At 44.9% G+C, this 19,665-nt stretch carries 17 protein-coding genes; 10 read left to right on the forward strand and 7 right to left on the reverse strand.

Going from position 1 to position 19,665, the window contains the following annotated elements; all coding sequences use genetic code 11:
* Positions 1-28 precede the first annotated feature (28 nt).
* Both AAEO56_RS14675 and AAEO56_RS14680 read left to right on the forward strand, forming a co-directional pair.
* Positions 29-1,072, forward strand: coding sequence for a phosphoribosyltransferase-like protein (locus AAEO56_RS14675; RefSeq protein WP_341697814.1), 1,044 nt, complete (start codon positions 29-31; stop codon positions 1,070-1,072).
* A gap of 27 nt (positions 1,073-1,099) precedes the next feature.
* Positions 1,100-1,717 (forward strand): NADAR family protein, encoded by a 618-nt coding sequence (locus AAEO56_RS14680; RefSeq protein ID WP_341697815.1) that lies wholly within the window; start codon positions 1,100-1,102, stop codon positions 1,715-1,717.
* A gap of 159 nt (positions 1,718-1,876) precedes the next feature.
* On the opposite strand, the gene AAEO56_RS14685 is transcribed toward AAEO56_RS14680, so the two are convergent.
* Both AAEO56_RS14685 and AAEO56_RS14690 read right to left on the reverse strand, forming a co-directional pair.
* Complete coding sequence (locus tag AAEO56_RS14685; protein ID WP_341697816.1) at positions 1,877-3,265, reverse strand: S41 family peptidase; 1,389 nt, start codon at positions 3,263-3,265, stop codon at positions 1,877-1,879.
* Positions 3,262-4,062 (reverse strand): DUF5694 domain-containing protein, encoded by an 801-nt coding sequence (locus AAEO56_RS14690; protein WP_341697817.1) that lies wholly within the window; start codon positions 4,060-4,062, stop codon positions 3,262-3,264. Before AAEO56_RS14690 ends, AAEO56_RS14685 begins: the two co-directional genes overlap by 4 nt.
* 217 nt (positions 4,063-4,279) lie before the next feature.
* On the opposite strand from AAEO56_RS14690, the gene AAEO56_RS14695 reads away from it, so the two are divergent.
* The 4 genes from AAEO56_RS14695 (at position 4,280) to AAEO56_RS14710 (ending at position 8,390) form a co-directional block, all read left to right on the forward strand.
* Positions 4,280-5,323 (forward strand): sensor histidine kinase, encoded by a 1,044-nt coding sequence (locus AAEO56_RS14695; RefSeq protein WP_341697818.1) that lies wholly within the window; start codon positions 4,280-4,282, stop codon positions 5,321-5,323.
* Positions 5,320-6,021, forward strand: coding sequence for a LytR/AlgR family response regulator transcription factor (locus AAEO56_RS14700; protein ID WP_341697819.1), 702 nt, complete (start codon positions 5,320-5,322; stop codon positions 6,019-6,021). The genes AAEO56_RS14695 and AAEO56_RS14700 overlap by 4 nt, the downstream gene beginning before the upstream one ends.
* A 117-nt stretch (positions 6,022-6,138) precedes the next feature.
* Entirely contained in the window at positions 6,139-6,591 is a 453-nt protein-coding gene (gene lysM, locus AAEO56_RS14705; protein ID WP_108776558.1) for a peptidoglycan-binding protein LysM, read from the forward strand.
* 59 nt (positions 6,592-6,650) lie between these two features.
* A complete protein-coding gene (locus AAEO56_RS14710) occupies positions 6,651-8,390 on the forward strand; it encodes an agmatine deiminase family protein (RefSeq protein WP_341697820.1) in 1,740 nt (579 codons plus the stop codon).
* A gap of 199 nt (positions 8,391-8,589) precedes the next feature.
* On the opposite strand, the gene obgE is transcribed toward AAEO56_RS14710, so the two are convergent.
* From obgE to hpt, 4 genes are all read right to left on the reverse strand, one after another.
* Complete coding sequence (gene obgE, locus AAEO56_RS14715; protein WP_341697821.1) at positions 8,590-9,591, reverse strand: GTPase ObgE; 1,002 nt, start codon at positions 9,589-9,591, stop codon at positions 8,590-8,592.
* 121 nt (positions 9,592-9,712) lie between these two features.
* Positions 9,713-10,990: a hemolysin family protein gene (locus AAEO56_RS14720; RefSeq protein ID WP_341697822.1), complete on the reverse strand. Its 1,278-nt coding sequence runs from the start codon at positions 10,988-10,990 to the stop codon at positions 9,713-9,715.
* An 11-nt stretch (positions 10,991-11,001) separates the two neighbouring features.
* The gene (locus AAEO56_RS14725; protein ID WP_341697823.1) at positions 11,002-11,577 is read right to left on the reverse strand and encodes an adenylate kinase; all 576 of its coding nucleotides are present in this window, start codon (positions 11,575-11,577) and stop codon (positions 11,002-11,004) included.
* 21 nt (positions 11,578-11,598) lie between these two features.
* A complete protein-coding gene (gene hpt, locus AAEO56_RS14730; protein ID WP_341697824.1) occupies positions 11,599-12,126 on the reverse strand; it encodes a hypoxanthine phosphoribosyltransferase in 528 nt (175 codons plus the stop codon).
* A 178-nt stretch (positions 12,127-12,304) separates the two neighbouring features.
* Here hpt and AAEO56_RS14735 point away from each other — a divergent pair, with 178 nt between their 5' ends.
* From AAEO56_RS14735 to AAEO56_RS14750, 4 genes are all read left to right on the forward strand, one after another.
* Positions 12,305-13,582: a PQQ-dependent sugar dehydrogenase gene (locus AAEO56_RS14735; protein ID WP_341697825.1), complete on the forward strand. Its 1,278-nt coding sequence runs from the start codon at positions 12,305-12,307 to the stop codon at positions 13,580-13,582.
* A gap of 209 nt (positions 13,583-13,791) precedes the next feature.
* On the forward strand, positions 13,792-15,873 hold the full coding sequence (locus tag AAEO56_RS14740; RefSeq protein ID WP_341697826.1) for a TonB-dependent receptor: 2,082 nt from the start codon (positions 13,792-13,794) through the stop codon (positions 15,871-15,873).
* Between the two features lie 118 nt (positions 15,874-15,991).
* Entirely contained in the window at positions 15,992-16,537 is a 546-nt protein-coding gene (locus tag AAEO56_RS14745) for a hypothetical protein (RefSeq protein ID WP_341697827.1), read from the forward strand.
* Positions 16,538-16,671: 134 nt separating this feature from the next.
* Positions 16,672-17,892, forward strand: coding sequence for a cation:dicarboxylate symporter family transporter (locus AAEO56_RS14750; RefSeq protein WP_341697828.1), 1,221 nt, complete (start codon positions 16,672-16,674; stop codon positions 17,890-17,892).
* A gap of 376 nt (positions 17,893-18,268) precedes the next feature.
* Here AAEO56_RS14750 and AAEO56_RS14755 read toward each other — a convergent pair whose 3' ends face one another.
* Positions 18,269-19,546 carry an MFS transporter gene (locus AAEO56_RS14755; RefSeq protein ID WP_341697829.1) on the reverse strand — a complete coding sequence of 426 codons (1,278 nt, stop codon included), beginning with the start codon at positions 19,544-19,546 and terminating at the stop codon, positions 18,269-18,271.
* Positions 19,547-19,665: the final 119 nt, after the last annotated feature.

Consider the following 19,665-nt stretch of genomic DNA (forward strand, 5'->3'; position numbering starts at 1 on the left):
AATGTAAATTCGTCAAAATTTAACTCTGATGGAAGAGCTCGCTGATGCAATTTATGAGATTATAAAGGATTATAGAAATCATGATGGTGTTTTTATAACCCAAAAAGAAATTCTTAAATGGTCAGACCAATTTGGAAATGATAATATGTTTGTACTTGAAGAATTATTGCATTTACTTCCTGAAGTATACATTAGCAGGGTAATAGCTAAAAATTTACTCCGAAAAAGAATTACTAAGTGCATTGCAGATTCTGAATATAAAGGAATTGTACCTTACCTTACTGAAACAGAATTTTTAGATATGCAGCTTGCACATAAAAGCCAACCCGCCATACTTGAAATTATTGATGAAATATTGGTTGAAGATTATGGTGAATCTTACAAATCATACATTAGCTATCCTAAAACAAATTATATCTATTTTGACGACATATTGGCATCCGGAAGCACAGTAGGACGCCACGTTGTTCAGTGGCTTAATCAGGTTGATGAACAAGGGAAATCCTTTAATCAGAAGCTAGAAGATAATGAGATAAGGATTTCTGTGAGCCTTTTTGCCTTGCATAGTTGGGGTTATTCATTCCAAAAATACCGTATATTAAAAGAATTCAATGACAAGACTGTAAAAAAAATACAATGGTTTTGGGATTACGAAATTCAAAATCATGCAAAATACGCAAATCAGAGATTGAATATAGCCAAACCGGCAACAGGCAATAATGCTGTTATCAACAGTTACTACGCATCGCTTATCGCTGAAAAATATCCCGATTATGCGTTTAGAGATATTAACACACCTATAAAAGAAACCTTTTTTTCAAACGCCCAAAACAGGGATCGTTTTGAAAAAATATTAATCGAAAAAGGGATTAACATAATTGACATGATACAAGGCGACCCTAAACCAAATATCCGGCCACTTGGACTTATCAATCCGGCCTATAAAATACTGGGATTGGGAACCCATTTTTTCACATGGCGAAATATTCCTAACAATAGCCCGTTAGTATATTGGTGGGAAGTACCAGGACATGAATGGTTTGCATTATTTCCTGTTGCAAATAGAGGTTAATTAAAATTATTTTTATTACTTTGTATTATGAACTTAGCTGAAAGAGAATATATAAGCACTGAAGTAATCACGTTTGCAAAGACTGATGGCAAATATGGCGCACTTTCAAATATGGCTCCTCACTTTTCTCTTTTTATTAATGAAGTAAATATTCAAAGTTCTGAAATACTATACCAAGCATGTAAATTCCCATTGTTTCCTGCATTACAAGAGGAGATACTGAGATCTCAGAACCCAATGGATGCAAAAGCCATCAGCAGGCGATATAATGATCGTACCAGACAGGACTGGGATAGAGTTAAGTTTAAAATAATGCGTTGGTGTCTGGAAGTAAAATTGATACAAAATTTCGAAAAATTTTCAGGAATTCTGTTGAGTACAGATAATCTGCCAATAGTTGAGTATTCCACTAAAGACCCAATTTGGGGTGCACTTCCCCATAATGGCGGAATTTTAAAAGGAGTTAATGCACTTGGCAGGCTATTAATGGAATTGAGAGAGAAAGTACGGGAAGGGATTATTACTAACAATACCATTGTTTATCCACCAAATATAACTGCATTTATACTTTTCAATAAAGAAATTAAAGAAATTTATAATGACAGGTATTTCATCCATGATCTGGATGATATTTATGCGTATTAAGAATTTTCAATATTATTTTATTTAAGCTTTACGCCTAATAAATCCCTATTTATAAGGCGATAAAACATAAATTCGAAATGCCCGACCATTACAAAGCCGGGCAGGTTTTAGTTGGCATAAGATCGGCTTTGTATAAATAATCAGCTAATACTTTTTATATCATAGCAACTCCCTTAGTACATATTCCAGCGCATCCTCACTTTGCGGCAACAGGATGTCCGGCGTAATACTTTCATTATCAAGCTTCCCGTCCGGCCGTATATTAAGGCTTGTGGAAACCTGGAAGGTAATTTTACTATTAGGCAGCATATACCATATAAGCGGGTCGGCGTAAAAACTGGAGAGGTTACCGGTGGGCTGTCCTACGAGCGTGCCAAGCCTGTAATCTTTTACCATAGCTGCAAACATCGAACCGGCAGAAAAGGTATCATTATCTATGAGGAGGTATACATTTTTGGGATGCTTTAGTGCCGACCTGAAAGGTTTGTGTTCCTTATGCTCCACAACTGCTATAGCGCCGTCTTTGGTTTTCCGGATGGCACCGGCATGCTCGTTTATACCATATAGAAACTTTACCCAACGCAGGATACCCGGTATGTACATTAGTTCAAAATTTTTACGGAACTCCGGGGTTACCTTCCACAGCGTACGTGACGATATGCGGAATGGCTTATCGGCAAAGTAGCGCGCCATGTCTTCGCAGTAGCGGTCATCACCCCCGTCATTGCCACGCAGGTCGATCACAAGTTTTTTTATTCCCCTGCGGTTCAGCTCACGGAATGTCCTGCGATAGAATTTCCTGTAGTAACTCCGGGGCTTTGTATCAAAATCGGTAATAGTTATAAGGGCCGATGTTTCATTAGGGAATGACAGGCTGCATACCTCCTTCTTTTGCGAAGGCACATCTTCTTTGTTGAGCTGCTCGTAAGTAATGCCTTCGGTCATAACGGGCGTTTCGCTGTCGGAATATACAATACTATAAGGCGGTTCCCATCCGTAAACTTTCCATACATAATAAGGAAATGAGTTGCAAATGGCACGCTCATCCAAAAAGTCGAGTTCCTTTCCGCATTGTTTTGTCATTGCCGAATAAATAGTATCCATAGATATGCCGTTTATGCTGATGATCCGGCGCGAAGCATCAGCATGCAAATTGTCTCCTAAGTTTTGGAGCGGATAATAGCTGCCATCCTTTTTTTGGATGGTAAAAGGAAAAAACTTTCCGCCCCGGCTTATGTACTCCTCTCGATACTTCCACGGATAGGTACGCGTATGCGCATCGTTCATGAACACAAGCAACTGTTCTGTTTTCCGCCAAAAGCCGAAATTCGAAAGGCTGTCCGGCAGGCCTGATTTCATTTGCTTCACGAACACATCCCATTCTTCCCTGTTCCTGTAGTGATACGGATCGACGTGCGAATAATTGATTCCATATACCATGACATCAATATCCTGTATCATTTGCTTTCTCGTGAGCATTTCCTGCGAAAAGACACCCTGCACCGCACCCGCAACCAGCGTTATAATCGCAAAGACCAACTTTCTCATTTCAGTATATCTTTCAGTTCAACGATCTCGAAAGTGCTGTCATATTTAATGAACTCTCGAAGCATGGCTGTATGGCCAGCCCCAAGCATTACCATTACTTTGTCGTCTTTCGCTTCCGTAAGTCTTTGCAGTAAAGAATACATATAGAGATTCCTGCGGTACCATTCGGACACCAGGTAAGCGCCCGTGAAGTTGCCACTGCCGCCACCCCTGTTAGCGATACTCAAATACCACGAGATGTTTTCATGATCTTCTTTCGGCAGGTTGTGGTTAAGGAGTAATTCCGTCAATGTATAGGTCGCTATCTTTTTGTTTTCAGCGATCTCATATTCCTTCATTACGTCATCACTTTGCTTTATAAGGTTCTCCTGACCTGCCTTTTTCATTTCGGCCACAAGGCTGTCATACGGAAAAACAGTCTCGTTATAATCTATGCCGTACAGCTTTTTGTGGTTAAGCTTTTTTGCAGAACGCAACGCCACCTGTACGATCTCGTCAGCCTTGTTCGCTATCAGGCTGTCCGCATTCCTTTTATAAAACTTGTCGAGCGAAGCCTGTTTTTCATATGGCCATTCCACGAATATTTTATCCGGCGCAAAGGCTTTTATCTTATTACTGATATTTTCAAGCTCTTTCTGGCTTTTCGGTGTCATTACATTAAAGCTGTTAAACTGTGCAACATCGTGCCCCGGATTTTCAAAATGGAATGTGCCGATCACTAGTATCTGTTTCTTTTTCGCCTGTCCGTAAGAGATTAGAGAAGAAGCGAGGATAAGTAATAATGCTATTTTTTTCATGGTACTGGTTTTAAATTTGGTTCAAAACTACAGGCAGGATCATGGCAGTTTTAAAACTTTTGACGGATGGGCACCTACTTTTGTCAAAACACATTTTTATATATCTAAAAATTTCGGGTACTCATTTTAGGTCGTTCGTGTACCAAAAACCGCCGTTGGTGTAAATAATTAAGCTACCTTTATTGTTATGGATACCTTTGGCACATAATCCATAACTATGAAACAGAAGATCCCTTTTTATTACCACGTATTGCTATTTGTGGCGCTATTCCTCTTCTCCGTCGGTTGGGACATGGGTTCCAGGGCAGAGAGCCTTACGGTTACGCTAAGCTTCTACGGACTCCTTTTCGGGTTCACACATATCTTTACGATATTTATTATTTACCTCTTTAACTATTATCTCATATGCCCTGCATTGCTCAACCGCAGGCGCATTTTGCTGTATGCATTGTCGGTGCCTGTATCGCTGCTTCTGTTTACGGGCCTGCGCTATATGATAGAAGAAGTTGTGATATACAACCTTACCGGTTTCCACAACTACGGTCCGGAATCCTTAAAATTCCCTTTTTACATTTGGGACAATTTCTTTTTCGGGTTCCCGTCGATATTGCTTTCGGTAATAGTGTACCTCTCTTGGCAGGCGCATGTGTACCGGACGAGGAACCAATTATTGGAACTCGAAAACCGCCACGCACAGTTCGCATTGCTCAAGTCTCAGGTAAGCCCGCACTTTTTGTTCAATACCCTCAACTCCTTTTACAGCGAATGGGTAGAGAAAGACGAAGAAACCGCCGCCGACCTGCTTGTGCTTTCCGACCTTTTGCGCTACATTATTACTGAAAGCGACAAGGAGCGTGTACCTCTGGAAAGGGAACTGGAGTTTATCGAAAACTATATCAGCCTGCAGAAAAAACGGTTCGAGAACCAAATGTCTTTGGCGTTTTCCATCGAAGGAAATCCTGAAGGCCAAACGATATTGCCTGCGGTACTCATTCATTTTGTGGAGAATGTTTTCAAGCACGGGGTCATTAATGATAAGACTAAAGAGGCATCCATCAATATTGTTATTTCAGATGGTTCTCTCGAAATACGCACCCGCAACCATATCCAGCAGGGCGAGAATTATTCTTCCACAGGCATCGGCTTCAAAAACCTGAATGACAGGCTGGGCTATGCCTATGGCGATAATTTTGTACTGGATAAGACCGCGGAAAATGATATTTTTACAACTTATTTAAAAATCCCGCTCAACCGGCCATGAACCTAACCTGTATAATTGTTGACGACGAACCGCCTGCCATCCGCCTGCTCGAAAAGTATGTGGAGCGTATACCGTTTTTAGAAAAGCTTGCCGTGTTCAGCGATTCGCTAAAGGCTTTGGAATTCCTGAATAGCAATTCAGTGGATGTCATCTTTCTTGATATACAGATGCCGCAGCTCACGGGCCTTCAACTTTCCAAAATACTTCCGGAGGGGATAAAGGTCATTTTCACAACAGCCTATCCTGATTTTGCACTGGAGGGTTTTGACCTTAATGCTACCGACTACCTGTTGAAGCCTATCGCGTTTGAGCGTTTTTATAAGGCGGTATCGAAACTCAGCTCTGAAGCCAAAACAACCTCAGCGCCGGCCGCCCCTGCTACAGATTATATTTTTATCAAGACCGATGGAAAGAATAAATTCGCCAAGATCTTCCTGAACGATATCTTATATGTGGAAGCTTTGCAGAACTATGTGAGCATTCATACGGCGAATGGCACCATCATTACCCATAATTCGCTGAAGAATATCCTCGACCTACTGCCTGCGACCGATTTCATCCAGATACACCGCTCCTTTGCCGTAGCTATAAAACAGATCGATACCACTGATAGCTTTTCGGTTTTTGTAAAAGAAAAAGAACTGCCGCTGGGGAACACCTATAAGGACGCTTTCTTTAAAAGGATCGGGGAAGTTTAATTAACGGTTCCTTAGCGTTTTCACTGCTTTAAGCATAAACATTTGCTAAATGTAATTCCAACGTTTTTATGGCGCAGCGGGGTTTGTTAACTTAGTTGTTCACTAAAAACATACGTTATGAGCACAGTATCATTCATGAAGGAATTAGGCGAAAAAATATTAAGCGGCAATGCCCAGACCCCGGAGCAGGAACACAAAAATGCGAGTGACCTGATGGCATTCGTAAAAAAGCTTGGGCTTACTTATAAAAATATCCAGATATCGGCTACAGGCGGTAAAGTAGTGCTTGAAGGCGAAGTTGACACACAGGCCGATGCCGAAAAAATAGGCCTTGCTGTCGGTAATGTTCAGGGTGTTGAATCGGTAGAAAACAAAATGCGCGTAACGGTTTCGGAACCTGAATCGCAATATTATACGGTAGTATCAGGAGATTCTCTTTCCAAAATAGCAGGTAAATATTATGGTGATGTGCAGAAATACAATGTCATTTTTGAAGCTAATAAACCCATGCTAAGCGATCCTAACAAAATATATCCCGGACAAGTGTTGAGAATCCCTGCGCAGAAATAACGGTTTTACAACACATAAACATTTCGAAAAAAGGAGTATATTCGTCTCAAAGCCAGCTTATGAGAAAACTATACTCCTTTCTGTTTTTATTGTCCTTAACTATAGCTTCACCACCCCTTTCAGCACAGGAAATTCCGTTGCCGAATGGCTTTACGCAGGCTGAAAGGAACCTTGTTTCAGGATTTAGCTTTAGGAATGCGATGATGACCCCACCACCGCCCTCCGCCGTGCGCACCGCTGCCGAATGGGAAGAGGTGGAATACCTTGTTGTGACCTGGGATCCGTGGTACCCGAATATCCTTCGTCAGATCGTTCAGGCCGGTGTAGCCGAATGCAAAGTCATTATCACTACCGAGGATGAGGCATCAGTATCTGAATACCTCACCTCAAACGGGATAAGCCTTACCAATATCATCTTTATGAATGCACCTTGGGACAGCATCTGGACCCGGGATTACAGCGCCAATACCGTTTATGCCAACGACGTGGGCGAAAGAGCGCTGCTGGACTGGATCTATAACCGCCCGAGGCCTAATGACAATGTGATGCCTTCGGCACATGCGGCGCTGACGGGCATACCTATCTATGTAACCGATTCGGGACTGAATGACCTTGTGAATACCGGCGGCAACTGGATGTCGGACGGATTGGGCAATGCCTTTGCATCCGAACTGATACTTGATGAAAATAACGAAGGCAACCCGTATGGCGTTTCGGTAAAAAGCGAAGAACAGATCGACGGCATTATGGAGAGTTACATGGGCATTACGAACTACATTAAAATGCCAACACTGCCTTACGATGGCATCCACCACATTGATATGCACATGAAGCTGCTGAATGAGGAAACGCTGCTCGTAAGCCGTTATCCTGAAGGTGTTGCCGATGGCCCGCAGATAGAGGCCAATATAAATTATGTGCTTGCCAATTACCTGTCGCCTTTTGGTACGCCGTATGAAGTACGGTGGGTCGATGCGCCGCCAAGTACCTCGGGCAATTACCCTGACACTGATGGCTACTACCGCACCTACAGCAATGCGACTATCGTAAATAAAACCGTCCTTATCCCGCTTTACAGGCCGGAGACCGATGCCGCTGCCATCGCCCTTTATCAGGAACTCATGCCCGGTTATACCATTGTGGGCATTGATGTGGATGATCCTGATGAGACACTTATCGCATCTTCGGGTGCGATACACTGCATTACCCATACCATTGGTGTAGATGAGCCTTTGCTTATCGTACACCAGGCTGTGAAGGAAGCCGCCGCAGGAACTATGGTGAATATCCATGCGATGATAAAGCATGCTTCCGGAATCAGCAACGCGAAAGTATTTTGGCGCAATGCCGGAACTGTTGCATGGAATGAAACTGCAATGGCTTTGGCGGAGGGTGACTGGGCGGCAAATATCCCTGTAAACGAGGAAGGCGACGACGTGGAATATTACATCTGGGCGCATGCCAATTCGGGCAAAAGCCTGACAAGGCCTATGGTTGCCCCTACAGGATTCTGGACGATAAACAGCGAAGTGCTTTCTGTTGAGGAGTGGGCCGTTAAAGGAATTTCGGCAGCGTATCCCAACCCGGCGAAAGATGCGGTGAATTTCGACCTCAACCAAATTGACGGACCGGTTACGATTACTATAAAAAATTTATTAGGACAGCAGCTTTACAACAATACAATTCCTAATGGAAACGGAACAATAACCCTTAGCCTTGCCGATAACTGGAACGGGACGTTGTTCGTTACTTTTGAAGGAAGGTTTGGGAAAGTGGTGAGGAAGGTTCTTAAGACGTAGCGTGCTTTCCATTTCGACTGTAGGAGAAATCTCAAATAGAACGCGGATAATCGAAGATTTTTCACGCACCGTCATTGCGAGGCACGAAGCAATCTTTCCTTCTGGCAGTAAGTCGTTTTGGTGACATGGAAAGATTGCTTCGTCATTCCTCCTCGCAATGACTGGATGTAAAAAAAGCGCCTTTCGGCGCTTTCTATGTTTAGTTGTTAAGCATCTGCCACAACTTATCTTTCAATTCAGTCAGCCCCTGCTGTGCTACAGAGGATATGAACATATAAGGTATACCCTCAAATTCTTTATCAAGCACCGCTTTCATTTCGGCTTTAAGCTCATCATCCAGCATATCGGATTTTGAGACCACTACAAGCCTGTCTTTATCAAGCATCTCAGGGTTGTAGCGGCGCAATTCGTCAAGAAGTATCTCATACTGTTTCTTGATGTCTTCGGCGTCTGCCGGGACTAAGAACAGTAATGTCGAATTCCTTTCAATATGGCGGAGGAAGTAATGCCCAAGGCCTTTGCCTTCCGCTGCGCCCTCTATGATACCCGGAATATCAGCAATCACAAAGGATTGATAGTCCCTGTAGGATACGATACCCAGATTCGGCTTTAGTGTCGTAAACGGGTAATCAGCGATCTTTGGCTTCGCTGATGTCAGCACCGAAAGCAGTGTCGATTTTCCCGCATTCGGGAAACCTACAAGGCCTACATCAGCAAGAACTTTAAGCTCAAGCAGGATATCTTTTTCTTCTGATGGCATACCCGGTTGGGAATACCTTGGTGTCTGGTTGGTCGAGCTCCTAAAATGCCAGTTGCCCAGACCGCCCTTTCCGCCTTTGGCTATAATTTGTTTTTCGCCGTCTTCGGTTATCTCAAAAAGCACCTCACCTGTCTCTTTGTCTTTTACGACAGTACCCAGTGGCACCTCGATGAACTTATCATCGCCATCAGCCCCGGTGCTCCGTGCGCTACCGCCATCGCCGCCGTGCCCTGCCTTAATGTGGCGCGCAAACTTCAGGTGGAACAATGTCCACAACCCTTTGCTGCCTACCAAATATACGTGTCCGCCGCGTCCGCCGTCACCGCCGTCAGGGCCACCTTTTTCAATAAATTTTTCCCTGTGCAAATGCGTAGATCCCTTGCCTCCCTTACCGGAAGACACATATATCTTTACATAATCTACAAAATTTCCTTCTGTCATCTTTTTAGTTTAAAGTTTAAAGTTCAAAGTTCAAAGTTGCCAATCAGCACTTTTAACTTCGCCTGAAACTTGTTTTTATTCATACAGAACATTTAAACTTTCAACATTTAAACATTCAACTTTATTCCTTTAACGAACGTACTTTCACCTTATCGATCTTCACGCCGTCCATTTTTACCACTTCCAGTTCAAACAGGTGCCATGCCAGTTTTTCTCCTTCTTTCGGGATGTAGGACAGTTCGGTCATGATGAGGCCGCTTACGGTAGTCACTTCATAATCATTAGTCAGCTCATCCAGGTCGAAGTACGTAAGGAAGTCGTGCAGCGGGTAATGCCCGTCTACCAGCCAGGTGCCGTCTTCGTGGGCCACCAACTGGAATTCGTCATGGTAAAAGTCCGCCGCATCACCCACAAGGGCTTCCAATATATCGTTCAGGGTGATTATACCCTGGAAAATGCCGTACTCGTCTGTCACCAATGCATAATGCACCTTGGTTTTCTTGAAAATTTCCAGCGCCTTGTAGGCAGATGTGTGCTCTATCAGGTACACCGGTTCTTTTACAATATCTTTCAGCCTGAAATCGGGCTTGTCAAAATTAGCAAAAATGTCTTTCAGCAATACGATACCTATCACATCGTCAAGGCTGGTGCCCTCGCAAACCGGATAAACCGAGTGCAGTTCCTGAAGCATTATTTCGCGTATGCCGGCACTATCCGATTCCGTAGAAAGGAATGCCACCGATTTCCTGTGGGTCATCAGCGAGTTTACTTTCCTGTCGCCAATATGGAAAACACGTTCCATAATATCATGCTCTATCTCCTGTACTTCGCCACCTTCGGTACCTTCCTTAATAATAGCCTTGATCTCCTCTTCGGTCACTTTCCCGTCTGCCGTTGGGCGTATACTGAATATTTTCAGTAAGAAATCGGTGGTAGAGGTAAGCAGCCATATAAAAGGCGCGGTAATAATTGAAATATACTTCATCGGCAGGGCCATCGCTTTTGCAATAGCTTCAGGGTAGTTGAGCCCTATCCTTTTTGGGAGTAGCTCGCCCAGCACCAATGAGAAGAACGTCAGTATCACAACCACAATACCTACCGAAATATTTTCGGCATAAGGCTTCAGGACTTCAAATTGCGCTACAAAAACCCGCACATCGTCGGTTACTTTATCACCGCTGTAAATACCGGTCAGGATCCCGATGAGCGTAATGCCTATCTGTACCGTTGAGAGAAATTTATTCGGTGCGTTGGCAAGGTCGAGCGCGGCCTGCGCGCTGGCATTGCCCTTTTTGGCAGCCATTTCAAGGCGGTTCTTACGGGCCGAGATCAGTGCGATCTCACTCATGGAGAACACCCCATTAAGAATAATAAGAAATAATATAATGGCTATTTCCAATGGTGGAATTTTTAGTTAAGCGTATCGATTACCGAACTTAATCGATTTGTAATTTCGGCTATTTCGCCGGTGCCGTCAACGCCATGGAATTTACCCTGTTTCTTGTAAAAGTCCATAAGTGGCGCGGTTTTCTCATTATATTCCTGGTAACGGTTGCGTATCAGGTTCTCGTCCTGGTCATCCGCACGCCCGCTGGTCTTGCCTCTTTCGAGAAGGCGCTGTACCAATATCTCATCATCAGCCTCAAGTCCTATCGTAGCATCTACTTTCCATCCTTTCGATTCAAGAAATGCATCAAGGGCTTCGGCCTGGTTAATTGTCCTTGGAAAGCCATCAAAAAGAAAACCATCGGTATCAGGATTCCTTTCTACTTCGTCCTGCAGCATTTTTATTGTAACATCATCCGGTACCAGCATACCTTTATCAGCATACGACTGGGCAAGCTGGCCTAGTTCGGTATTATTGCTTTTATGGAACCGGAAAAGGTCGCCGGTAGAAATATGCTTCAGATTGTATTTTGTCTTTAAAAATTCGGCCTGGGTTCCTTTTCCCGCGCCCGGCTTTCCGAATAGTACAATATTGATCATTGTGTGTTTAGGTTGTGTTATTTATTGTAATTGATAAATTTCAGGTAAGTTGCGCCCCAGCCCGTCATAGTCCAGGCCGTAGCCTACTATGAACTTGTTAGGGATCTCGAAGCCGATATAATCAAGGGCAATGTCTTTGGTGTAGGCTTCGGGCTTAAAGAACAGCGTTGCGATCTTCAGCTGCTTAACGTTCTGGCTTTCAAACATTTTTTTAAGTTCAACAATGGTGTTGCCAGTATCGACAATATCTTCGATAATGACCACGCTCCTGCCCTCAAGGCTCTGGCTAAGGCCGATGAGCTGCTTTATCTCGCCGGTGCTTTCGGTACCTTCGTAGGAAGCCAGTTTTACAAAGCTCACTTCGCAGGGGCCATCGTAATGTTTTACAAAATCGGAAACCACCATGAACGCGCCGTTAAGCACGCCAATAAAAACCGGAATTTCACCCTTAAGGTCATTTTCGGCCTGCTTTGCCATCCGTGTTACCACCGCATCAATGTCATCGGCAGTAATAAATGGCACAAAATGTTTGTCGTGAAGCTGTATCAATCTATTAATTTAATGATTTGGAATAATTTGCAAATATACTAATTCGCTGACAGCTCCTTAACTATACTTTAGTAATTTGTAATATTTTTATGAATGTTAAAATACCGCTAATAGTCAAGGCTTTGGATTAGCAAATGGGTAAATTCGCTAAGCATTGAATAAACGAATTACTTTTACCATGAAAACATCTTATATCACATTTGCATTTATTGCTCTGGCAACGCTTGGATCCTGTAAAAAAGACCGTGTTACCAAAGAGGAAAAACAGGAAGCCAGGGCTGAAGGCAGCACTACAGTAAAAACGGCAATTGGCGACCTCACGCTGCCTGCACCATTCAGTTCTGAATCGGCAACAAAAAAGAACAGCATGGTCGACTGGCCGGAAGGGCAAACACCTAAAGCGCCTGAAGGATTTACAGTTACTAAATTTGCCACCGACCTGAAGAACCCACGCAACACGTATATCGCACCTAATGGGGATATTTTTGTGGCAGAGTCGGGCACGAGCGGAAGCGCCGACCAAATAACCGTGCTACGCGATAAGGATAAGGACGGAAAATTTGAGACCCGTGCTGTTTTTGCCGAGGACCTGAACCAGAACTACGGCATGCTGATCCTTAAAAATTATTTTTATATTGCCAATACCGACGGGCTTTACCGCTATCCTTATAAAGATGGCGACATGAAGCTGCAGGGCAAAGGCGAGAAAATTGTTGAGCTGCCCGGAAAAGGATACAACAACCACTGGACACGGAATCTTTTGGCGAACGCCGATGGATCGAAAATATATATATCAGTAGGGTCGTCGAGCAACGTAGCTGAGCATGGCATCGAAGTCGAAGCGAGACGCGCCAGTATCCTCGAGATCAACCCGGATGGAAGCGGCGAACGCATTTTTGCCAGCGGACTCAGAAATCCGGTGGGTATGGATTGGAACCCTTCTAATAAAGAATTATGGACGGCCGTTAACGAGCGCGATGAATTGGGTGATGAGTTGGTTCCCGATTATATTACAAGCGTAAAAGAAGGTGGTTTTTACGGATGGCCTTACTCCTATTATGGCCAGATCGAAGATCCCCGCATGAAGGGACAGGGTAAAGACCTTGTGTCCAAAGCTATTGTGCCTGATGTTCCTGTGGGAAGCCATACCGCATCGCTGGGGCTTGCCTTTTATACTAAAGATGCTTTCCCTGCACAATATAAGAATGGCGTTTTTGTTGGGCAGCACGGCTCCTGGAACCGCTCGATATTAAGCGGGTATAAAGTGATTTTCGTGCCGTTTAAAGATGGCAAACCATCTGGCCCACCGCAGGATTTCCTTACCGGTTTTATTGCCGATGAGAAAAAAGCCGAAGTCTGGGGCCGCCCGGTGGATGTAACCGTAATGAATGACGGTTCGCTATTGGTGAATGATGATAGCGGGAATACGATTTGGAAAGTAAGTGTTTCTAAATAAATTCCAAAAAGCAAATTTCAAATAACAAACTTAGCTACACTGTGGTAAAAGCACCAAAAGGCAAATACCAAAGAACAAACGTTAGCTACATAGTGTGTGTGTGTCATTCTGAACGAAGAGCAGCGGAGTGAAGAATCTCTATTCACGATCTTAGAGATTCTTCCTTCGTCAGAATGACAAATTGTGCACGAATTCCTTAGCTTTATACCATGCTAAAAAAACTACTTCCGTTACTTTTTCTTTTTACAATAAATGCTTTTGCGCAACAGCCCATTGACAGCCTTTCTGCCAAAAACACTTTGCAGGAAGTTATAATAAGCAACTACCATATCAATGACAGCCTTTTGAATGCCCCGGCATCAATTGGTGTATTGTCTGCTGCACTGATACAGCGCAATAACCTTTCGGATATTTCGCCGGTGCTGAATACGATCCCGGGTGTGTTCATGCAGTCGGGCGGCATCAATACCAACCGTATATCGATCCGGGGAATTGGCGCGAGGACACCGTATGGCACAAACAAAATACGGGCTTTTTATGGGAGTATTCCATTGACATCGGGCGATAGCGAAACAACCATTGAAGACATCGACCTTGAGATAATCGACCAGATCGAGGTTATCAAAGGCCCGCTTTCCAGCCTCTATGGCGCGGGGCTTGGCGGGGCTATTTTGCTTTCGCCAAAGCTGGCGTCGGCATCCGGAAGCACGACCCGAATCAGTAGCACACATGGGTCTTTCGGGTTGATGAAGAACACCATTGGCTACAGCCTGAACACCGAAACTGCCAGCCTGAACCTTAGCTACCACAAACTGGAGACCGATGGCTATCGCGACAACAGCGCGTATAATCGTGAGGGCGTGACCCTGGCAGGAGAATTGTTCCGAAGGAAAAACAGCAAACTGACTTATTTTGGGAATTATACTTACATGAAGGCTTTCATTCCCAGTTCTATTGATAAACAAACTTTTGAGAACAACCCAAGGGCGGCGGCCTTTACATGGAACGCTTCAAAAGGATATGAGCAATATGATTCGTATCTGGGAGGACTTGCGTATGACTGGCAGGCAGCGGACTGGCTGAAGAACTCCACTTCGGTATTTGTTAACTTTAAGCAAAGCTATGAGCCGCGCCCGTTTGATATCCTTAGACAGGACACCAAAGCATGGGGAGCGCGAACGCAGTTTTTTGGCGATTTTAAATTGGGCGAAATGAAATCGCAGTTCATTGCAGGGCTTGAATATTTTAATGACGGATTTAAAGGCGGCACCTATGCTAACCTTTACGCAGACAACAACGGACAGGGGTCACTTCAGGGAGAAAGGCTAACCGGCTCCGAACAAAAGCGCGATTTCATTAATGTGTTTGCGCAGTTACGGGTACAACTTGCGCGAAAGTTTGAAGTGCAGGTGGGACTTAACTATAATAAGACACAGTTTGAATTGGACAACACCTTCCCTGCTGATGCTGCATCTTCGGAAAATTACAGTTATGAAGGCATCTGGTCGCCGCAGGTATCATTGCTGTACAAGCCTTCAAAATTGGAAACAATTTATGCTTCGGTAAGCCGTGGATTTTCGCTTCCGTCAATTGAAGAAACGCTGACTGCCGATGGCAACATCAACCCGAACATAAAACCTGAGAATGGGTATAACTTTGAAGTCGGGGGCAAATTTTACCTTTTGGATAAAAACCTGTATGCCGAAGTTTCATTATATAGAATGCAGATAAAGGACCTGCTTGTGGCACAGCGCGTAGGTGACGACCAGTATGTTGGTGTAAATGCAGGCGAGACATTGCACCAGGGTATTGAGGCGTCCATAAACTACAACTGGCAACTGGGTACTGACTTAGCCCTACGACCTTATGCCGCTGCATCGATAGGAAAATATGAGTTTAAGGAGTTCCTTAATAATGGCACCGATTATTCAGGTAACGATTTGACCGGCGTTCCTAACAATAAGATCAACGCAGGCTTTACGTTGCTTATGCCAAAAGGGCTGTACCTTTCTGCTGACTATTATTATGTAGACAGGCTTCCGCTAAATGATGCCAACTCCCTTTATGCCGACAGCTACAATTTGCTTAACGCAAAAGCAGGATGGCGCCATGAGCTGTTCAAAGGGTTTCTGACACATATTTCCGCAGGGGTCAATAATGCTTCGGACACAAGGTATGCATCGATGGTCCTGGTGAATGCTACCGGTGTGAACGGGGGTTCGCCGCGGTATTATTATCCGGGGCTGCCGATGAATTATTATGGGAATGTTTCGTTTAGTTATAATTTTTAGTTCTTGTCATGCTGACGAAGGAAGCATCTCTCTAAAGGAATGAGATTCTTCACTCCGCAAGCTCCGTTCAGAATGACAAACCGTAAAATTTCGTATTTTCGCTTTCAAATCATTCCTCTTGAACGAGCAATTTTATAACAGCATCATAAACAGCACTGCCCACAGGCCTATCCGCGACCTGCTTTCTGGGCAGGTGCTGGGCAACCCGGAATTGCTGCCGGACCTGTTGCACATTGCGTTTGATACGAAAGATAAAAGCCACCATAAAGCCTGTTGGATACTGGAACTGGTTATGGAAGCAAAAATCGAATGGCTTATTCCCCACCTCGATGCATTTTGTGATACGCTCGCGAAATACCGTGATGAAAGCGCTATACGTCCTATTTCAAAAATATGCCTGTTTGCAGTTACCAAACAACAGAAAGAGCCGTTCCTTTCCCCTACCCATTCCGAGCAAATAACCGAAGCGTGCTTTGACTGGCTCATCGACCCGGATGGGAAGGTCGCCGCTAAAGCGTATTCCATGCGGACGCTTTATCTTCTTGGCAAAAAAGAAGACTGGATATACCCGGAACTACAGCGCATCTTATCGGAAGATTCGGTGAAGCATACGGCGGCATATAAGGGCGCGACGAAGGATATTTTGAGGAGGATAGCTCTTTAATTATTCCACAAAGATCCGCAAAGGATCGCAAAGACATATAAGAATTGAATTCATTTAGCAAAAGCCTTTGCGAATCTTTGTGCCTTCTTTGCGATCCTTTGCGGTATTTCCTTATAATCCTTATCTTCGGCACAATGAAACCGAATATCGACATCCCACAACCCAAACAAAGCCTGCTGTTCAGGATAACCACCAACCTTACTTTCTGGGTACTGATCGCGATACTTGCAGGGATATTGCTAGGGCATTTTGAGCCTGCGGCTGCCGTGAAAATGGAAGTTATCGGGGTATGGTTCGTCAAGGTCATCAAGGTATTCATTGCGCCTATCATTTTCCTGACGATCGTCTTGGGTATCGCAGGAATGGGCGACCTTAAGAAGGTGGGGCGCATCGGGCTGAAATCGCTTATCTATTTTGAGATCGTCACCACATTCGCACTGGCGATTGGCGTGACAGTTGCCTACTTTATGGAGCCTGGCAAAATAGACAAAACAGGTCTAAATATGCAGGACCCATCAAAATATACGGAAGGGGTAAAAGACTTCAGCTGGCTGCAATTCTTCCTGGACAACATTACGTTGCAGGTACTGATAGCTGCCATAATAGTAGGCGTAGCGCTGAATTATTACAGAAAACGTGAGCAGGCTATCGGCGTTTTATACACCTGCTCAAAATATGTATTCAAGGCCCTGAAGTGGGTAATGTACCTTGCACCGTTGGGAGCTTTTGGGGGAATGGCATTTACGGTTGGGAAGTTCGGGCTGCACACCTTAATTCCGTTGGGCAAACTGATGCTGACGGTTTATATCACAATGGCGATATTTATTTTTGTGGTATTGGGCGGTATCATGAAGTATTACAAACAGAACATCTTTACATTCATAAAATACATCAGGGCCGAACTGCTTATCGTTTTAGGCACCTCATCGTCTGAAAGTGCTTTACCCAACCTGATGGAAAAGCTCGAGAAGATGGGCTGCAGCAAGTCGGTTGTGGGGTTAGTGGTGCCTACGGGGTATTCGTTTAACCTTGACGGAACTTCGATATACCTTTCGATGGCGGTGATATTCCTTGCACAGCTTTATAATGTGCACCTGAGTTTTGGGGAGATTGTCACCGTAATAGGCCTACTGATGCTGACCTCTAAAGGTGCGGCGGGCGTAACCGGTAGCGGGTTTATCGTATTGGCATCTACCCTGACAGCCATTCATAAGATCCCTGTTGAAGGGCTGGCGTTCCTTTTGGGCGTGGATAAATTTATGAGTGAAGCTCGGGCGATAACTAATTTTATTGGAAATGGCGTGGCGACTATTGTTATCTCTAAATCGGAGAAGGAGTTTGTGGAAGTGGAATAAGCCTCTCCCCAACCCTCTCCCAAGGAAAGGGGGTAGCTTCACTCGGGTGTGCTTACTCTTACGATTGATCCTGATGCCTTCCGACAGCTATCGGAATCTCTCAAAGATAGCGTGACGGATTAAGTGGAATACTGATCGGGCGGATGACCATGATTTTTTTTTCGAAGAAACCGATTATTCATAATTTCAGGCAGGCACGAGTGAAGCTCCTCCCCTCTCCAAAGGAGAGGGGCCGGGGGTGAGGCCTGCGTGAGGGATAGAAGCGGCATCCCCCGCTTTTCAGCGGGGATAGAGCGGATAGCCCGACCCGTGCGGCGGCCTTTGCCGGGAAAAGGAAACGCACGCCCAGATTACGAATTATCAGGCACCAGTGAAGCTACTCCCTCTCCTTTGGAGAGGGCTGGGGTGAGGCCTCCTCATCATAGTTGAACTTCCGCAGTTTTGGTGCTCCGAAGAACGTGACTGCAACCACCCCGAGCGTAAGGCAGCCGCCAACAACCACCGCCCGGACTGTACCCAGCCAGTGTGCCATAACGCCGCTTTCGAAGTCGCCCAACTCATTACTGGAACTTACAAAGATGGTGTTTACAGAAGCTACACGGCCGCGCATATTGTCGGGTGTGACGAGCTGCAGTATCGTGCTGCGGATGACAACGCTCACAGCATCGAACATGCCGGAAAACAGCAGCATGAAGAACGATAATATAAAATTAGTGGAAAGCCCAAAGCCGATGATACAGAACGCAAAGCCTGTTACCGCTATGAATAACTTTCTTCCGGGATAAGTTTTTAAGGGTAAAAATGCGAGCAGCCCTAACGTGAGCAATGCCCCTACCCCCGGCGCTGAACGCAACAGGCCGAAGCCTACTTCATCTACATTCAATATCTCTTTCTGAAAAACGGGCAGCAGGGCCACGGCACCGCCAAACAGCACCGAGAACATATCAAGCAGCTGTGCCCCGAGCAGGGCAGGCGTTTTTACTACGAACCGAATTCCCTGCGTAAGGCTTTGAAGCATGGGTTCTTTCTCTTGTTTAAGGATGGGCTTTCGCTTAATGGACAGCATTGGGAAAAGCAGGACGATCTGTATCAGGACTACCCCAAACATCCCTGTTGTTATACTGTTGAGTGCAATCATAAGCCCGGCGGCAAGCGGCCCGAGCATAGCGCCGGTCTGCCATGCCATACTGCTCCAACTTGTCCCGTTGGGGAAGTGCTCCCTGGGCACTACCAGTCCGAACAGTGAGAACATCGACGGGCCCATAAAGGTGCGTATTATTCCCCCACAAAAGACAAAGAAATAGATGAGGTATAGCGTGGATGGCATTCCGAGCTTATCGAAAGCGAACGGGGTAGTAAGCATAAACAGGCTGGTACCAACGACGATATAACTGGTGATGCAGAAAAGCAGCATCTTGCGCTTTTCGCTCAAGTCGACAAAATGGCCGGCGAAAAGCGAGCAGCCGATAGCGGGTATTACTTCGGCAAGGCCAACGAAGCCGAGCGCCAGCTTATCATTGGTAATGTGGTACACCCAATAAAAAATAATAGTGGACTGCATGTTCAGGGCAAAGATGAGTCCGAAACGGACGCTTAGAAAGGAACGGAATTCCTTTATTAACAGCGCGGGGTTTTTTGCGAAAAAGCGTTCCAAGTACTATTTTTTATTGATTAATTTCTATTGGCCTCACCCCCCAACCCCTCTCCAAAAGAGAGGGGGCAGCTTCACTCTTGTGGAAATTAGGGATGAAGCTTTGTATCTCTTGGCCTCAC

This window comes from Flavobacterium arundinis (genome assembly GCF_038289855.1).
GTDB lineage: Bacteria > Bacteroidota > Bacteroidia > Flavobacteriales > Flavobacteriaceae > Flavobacterium > Flavobacterium arundinis.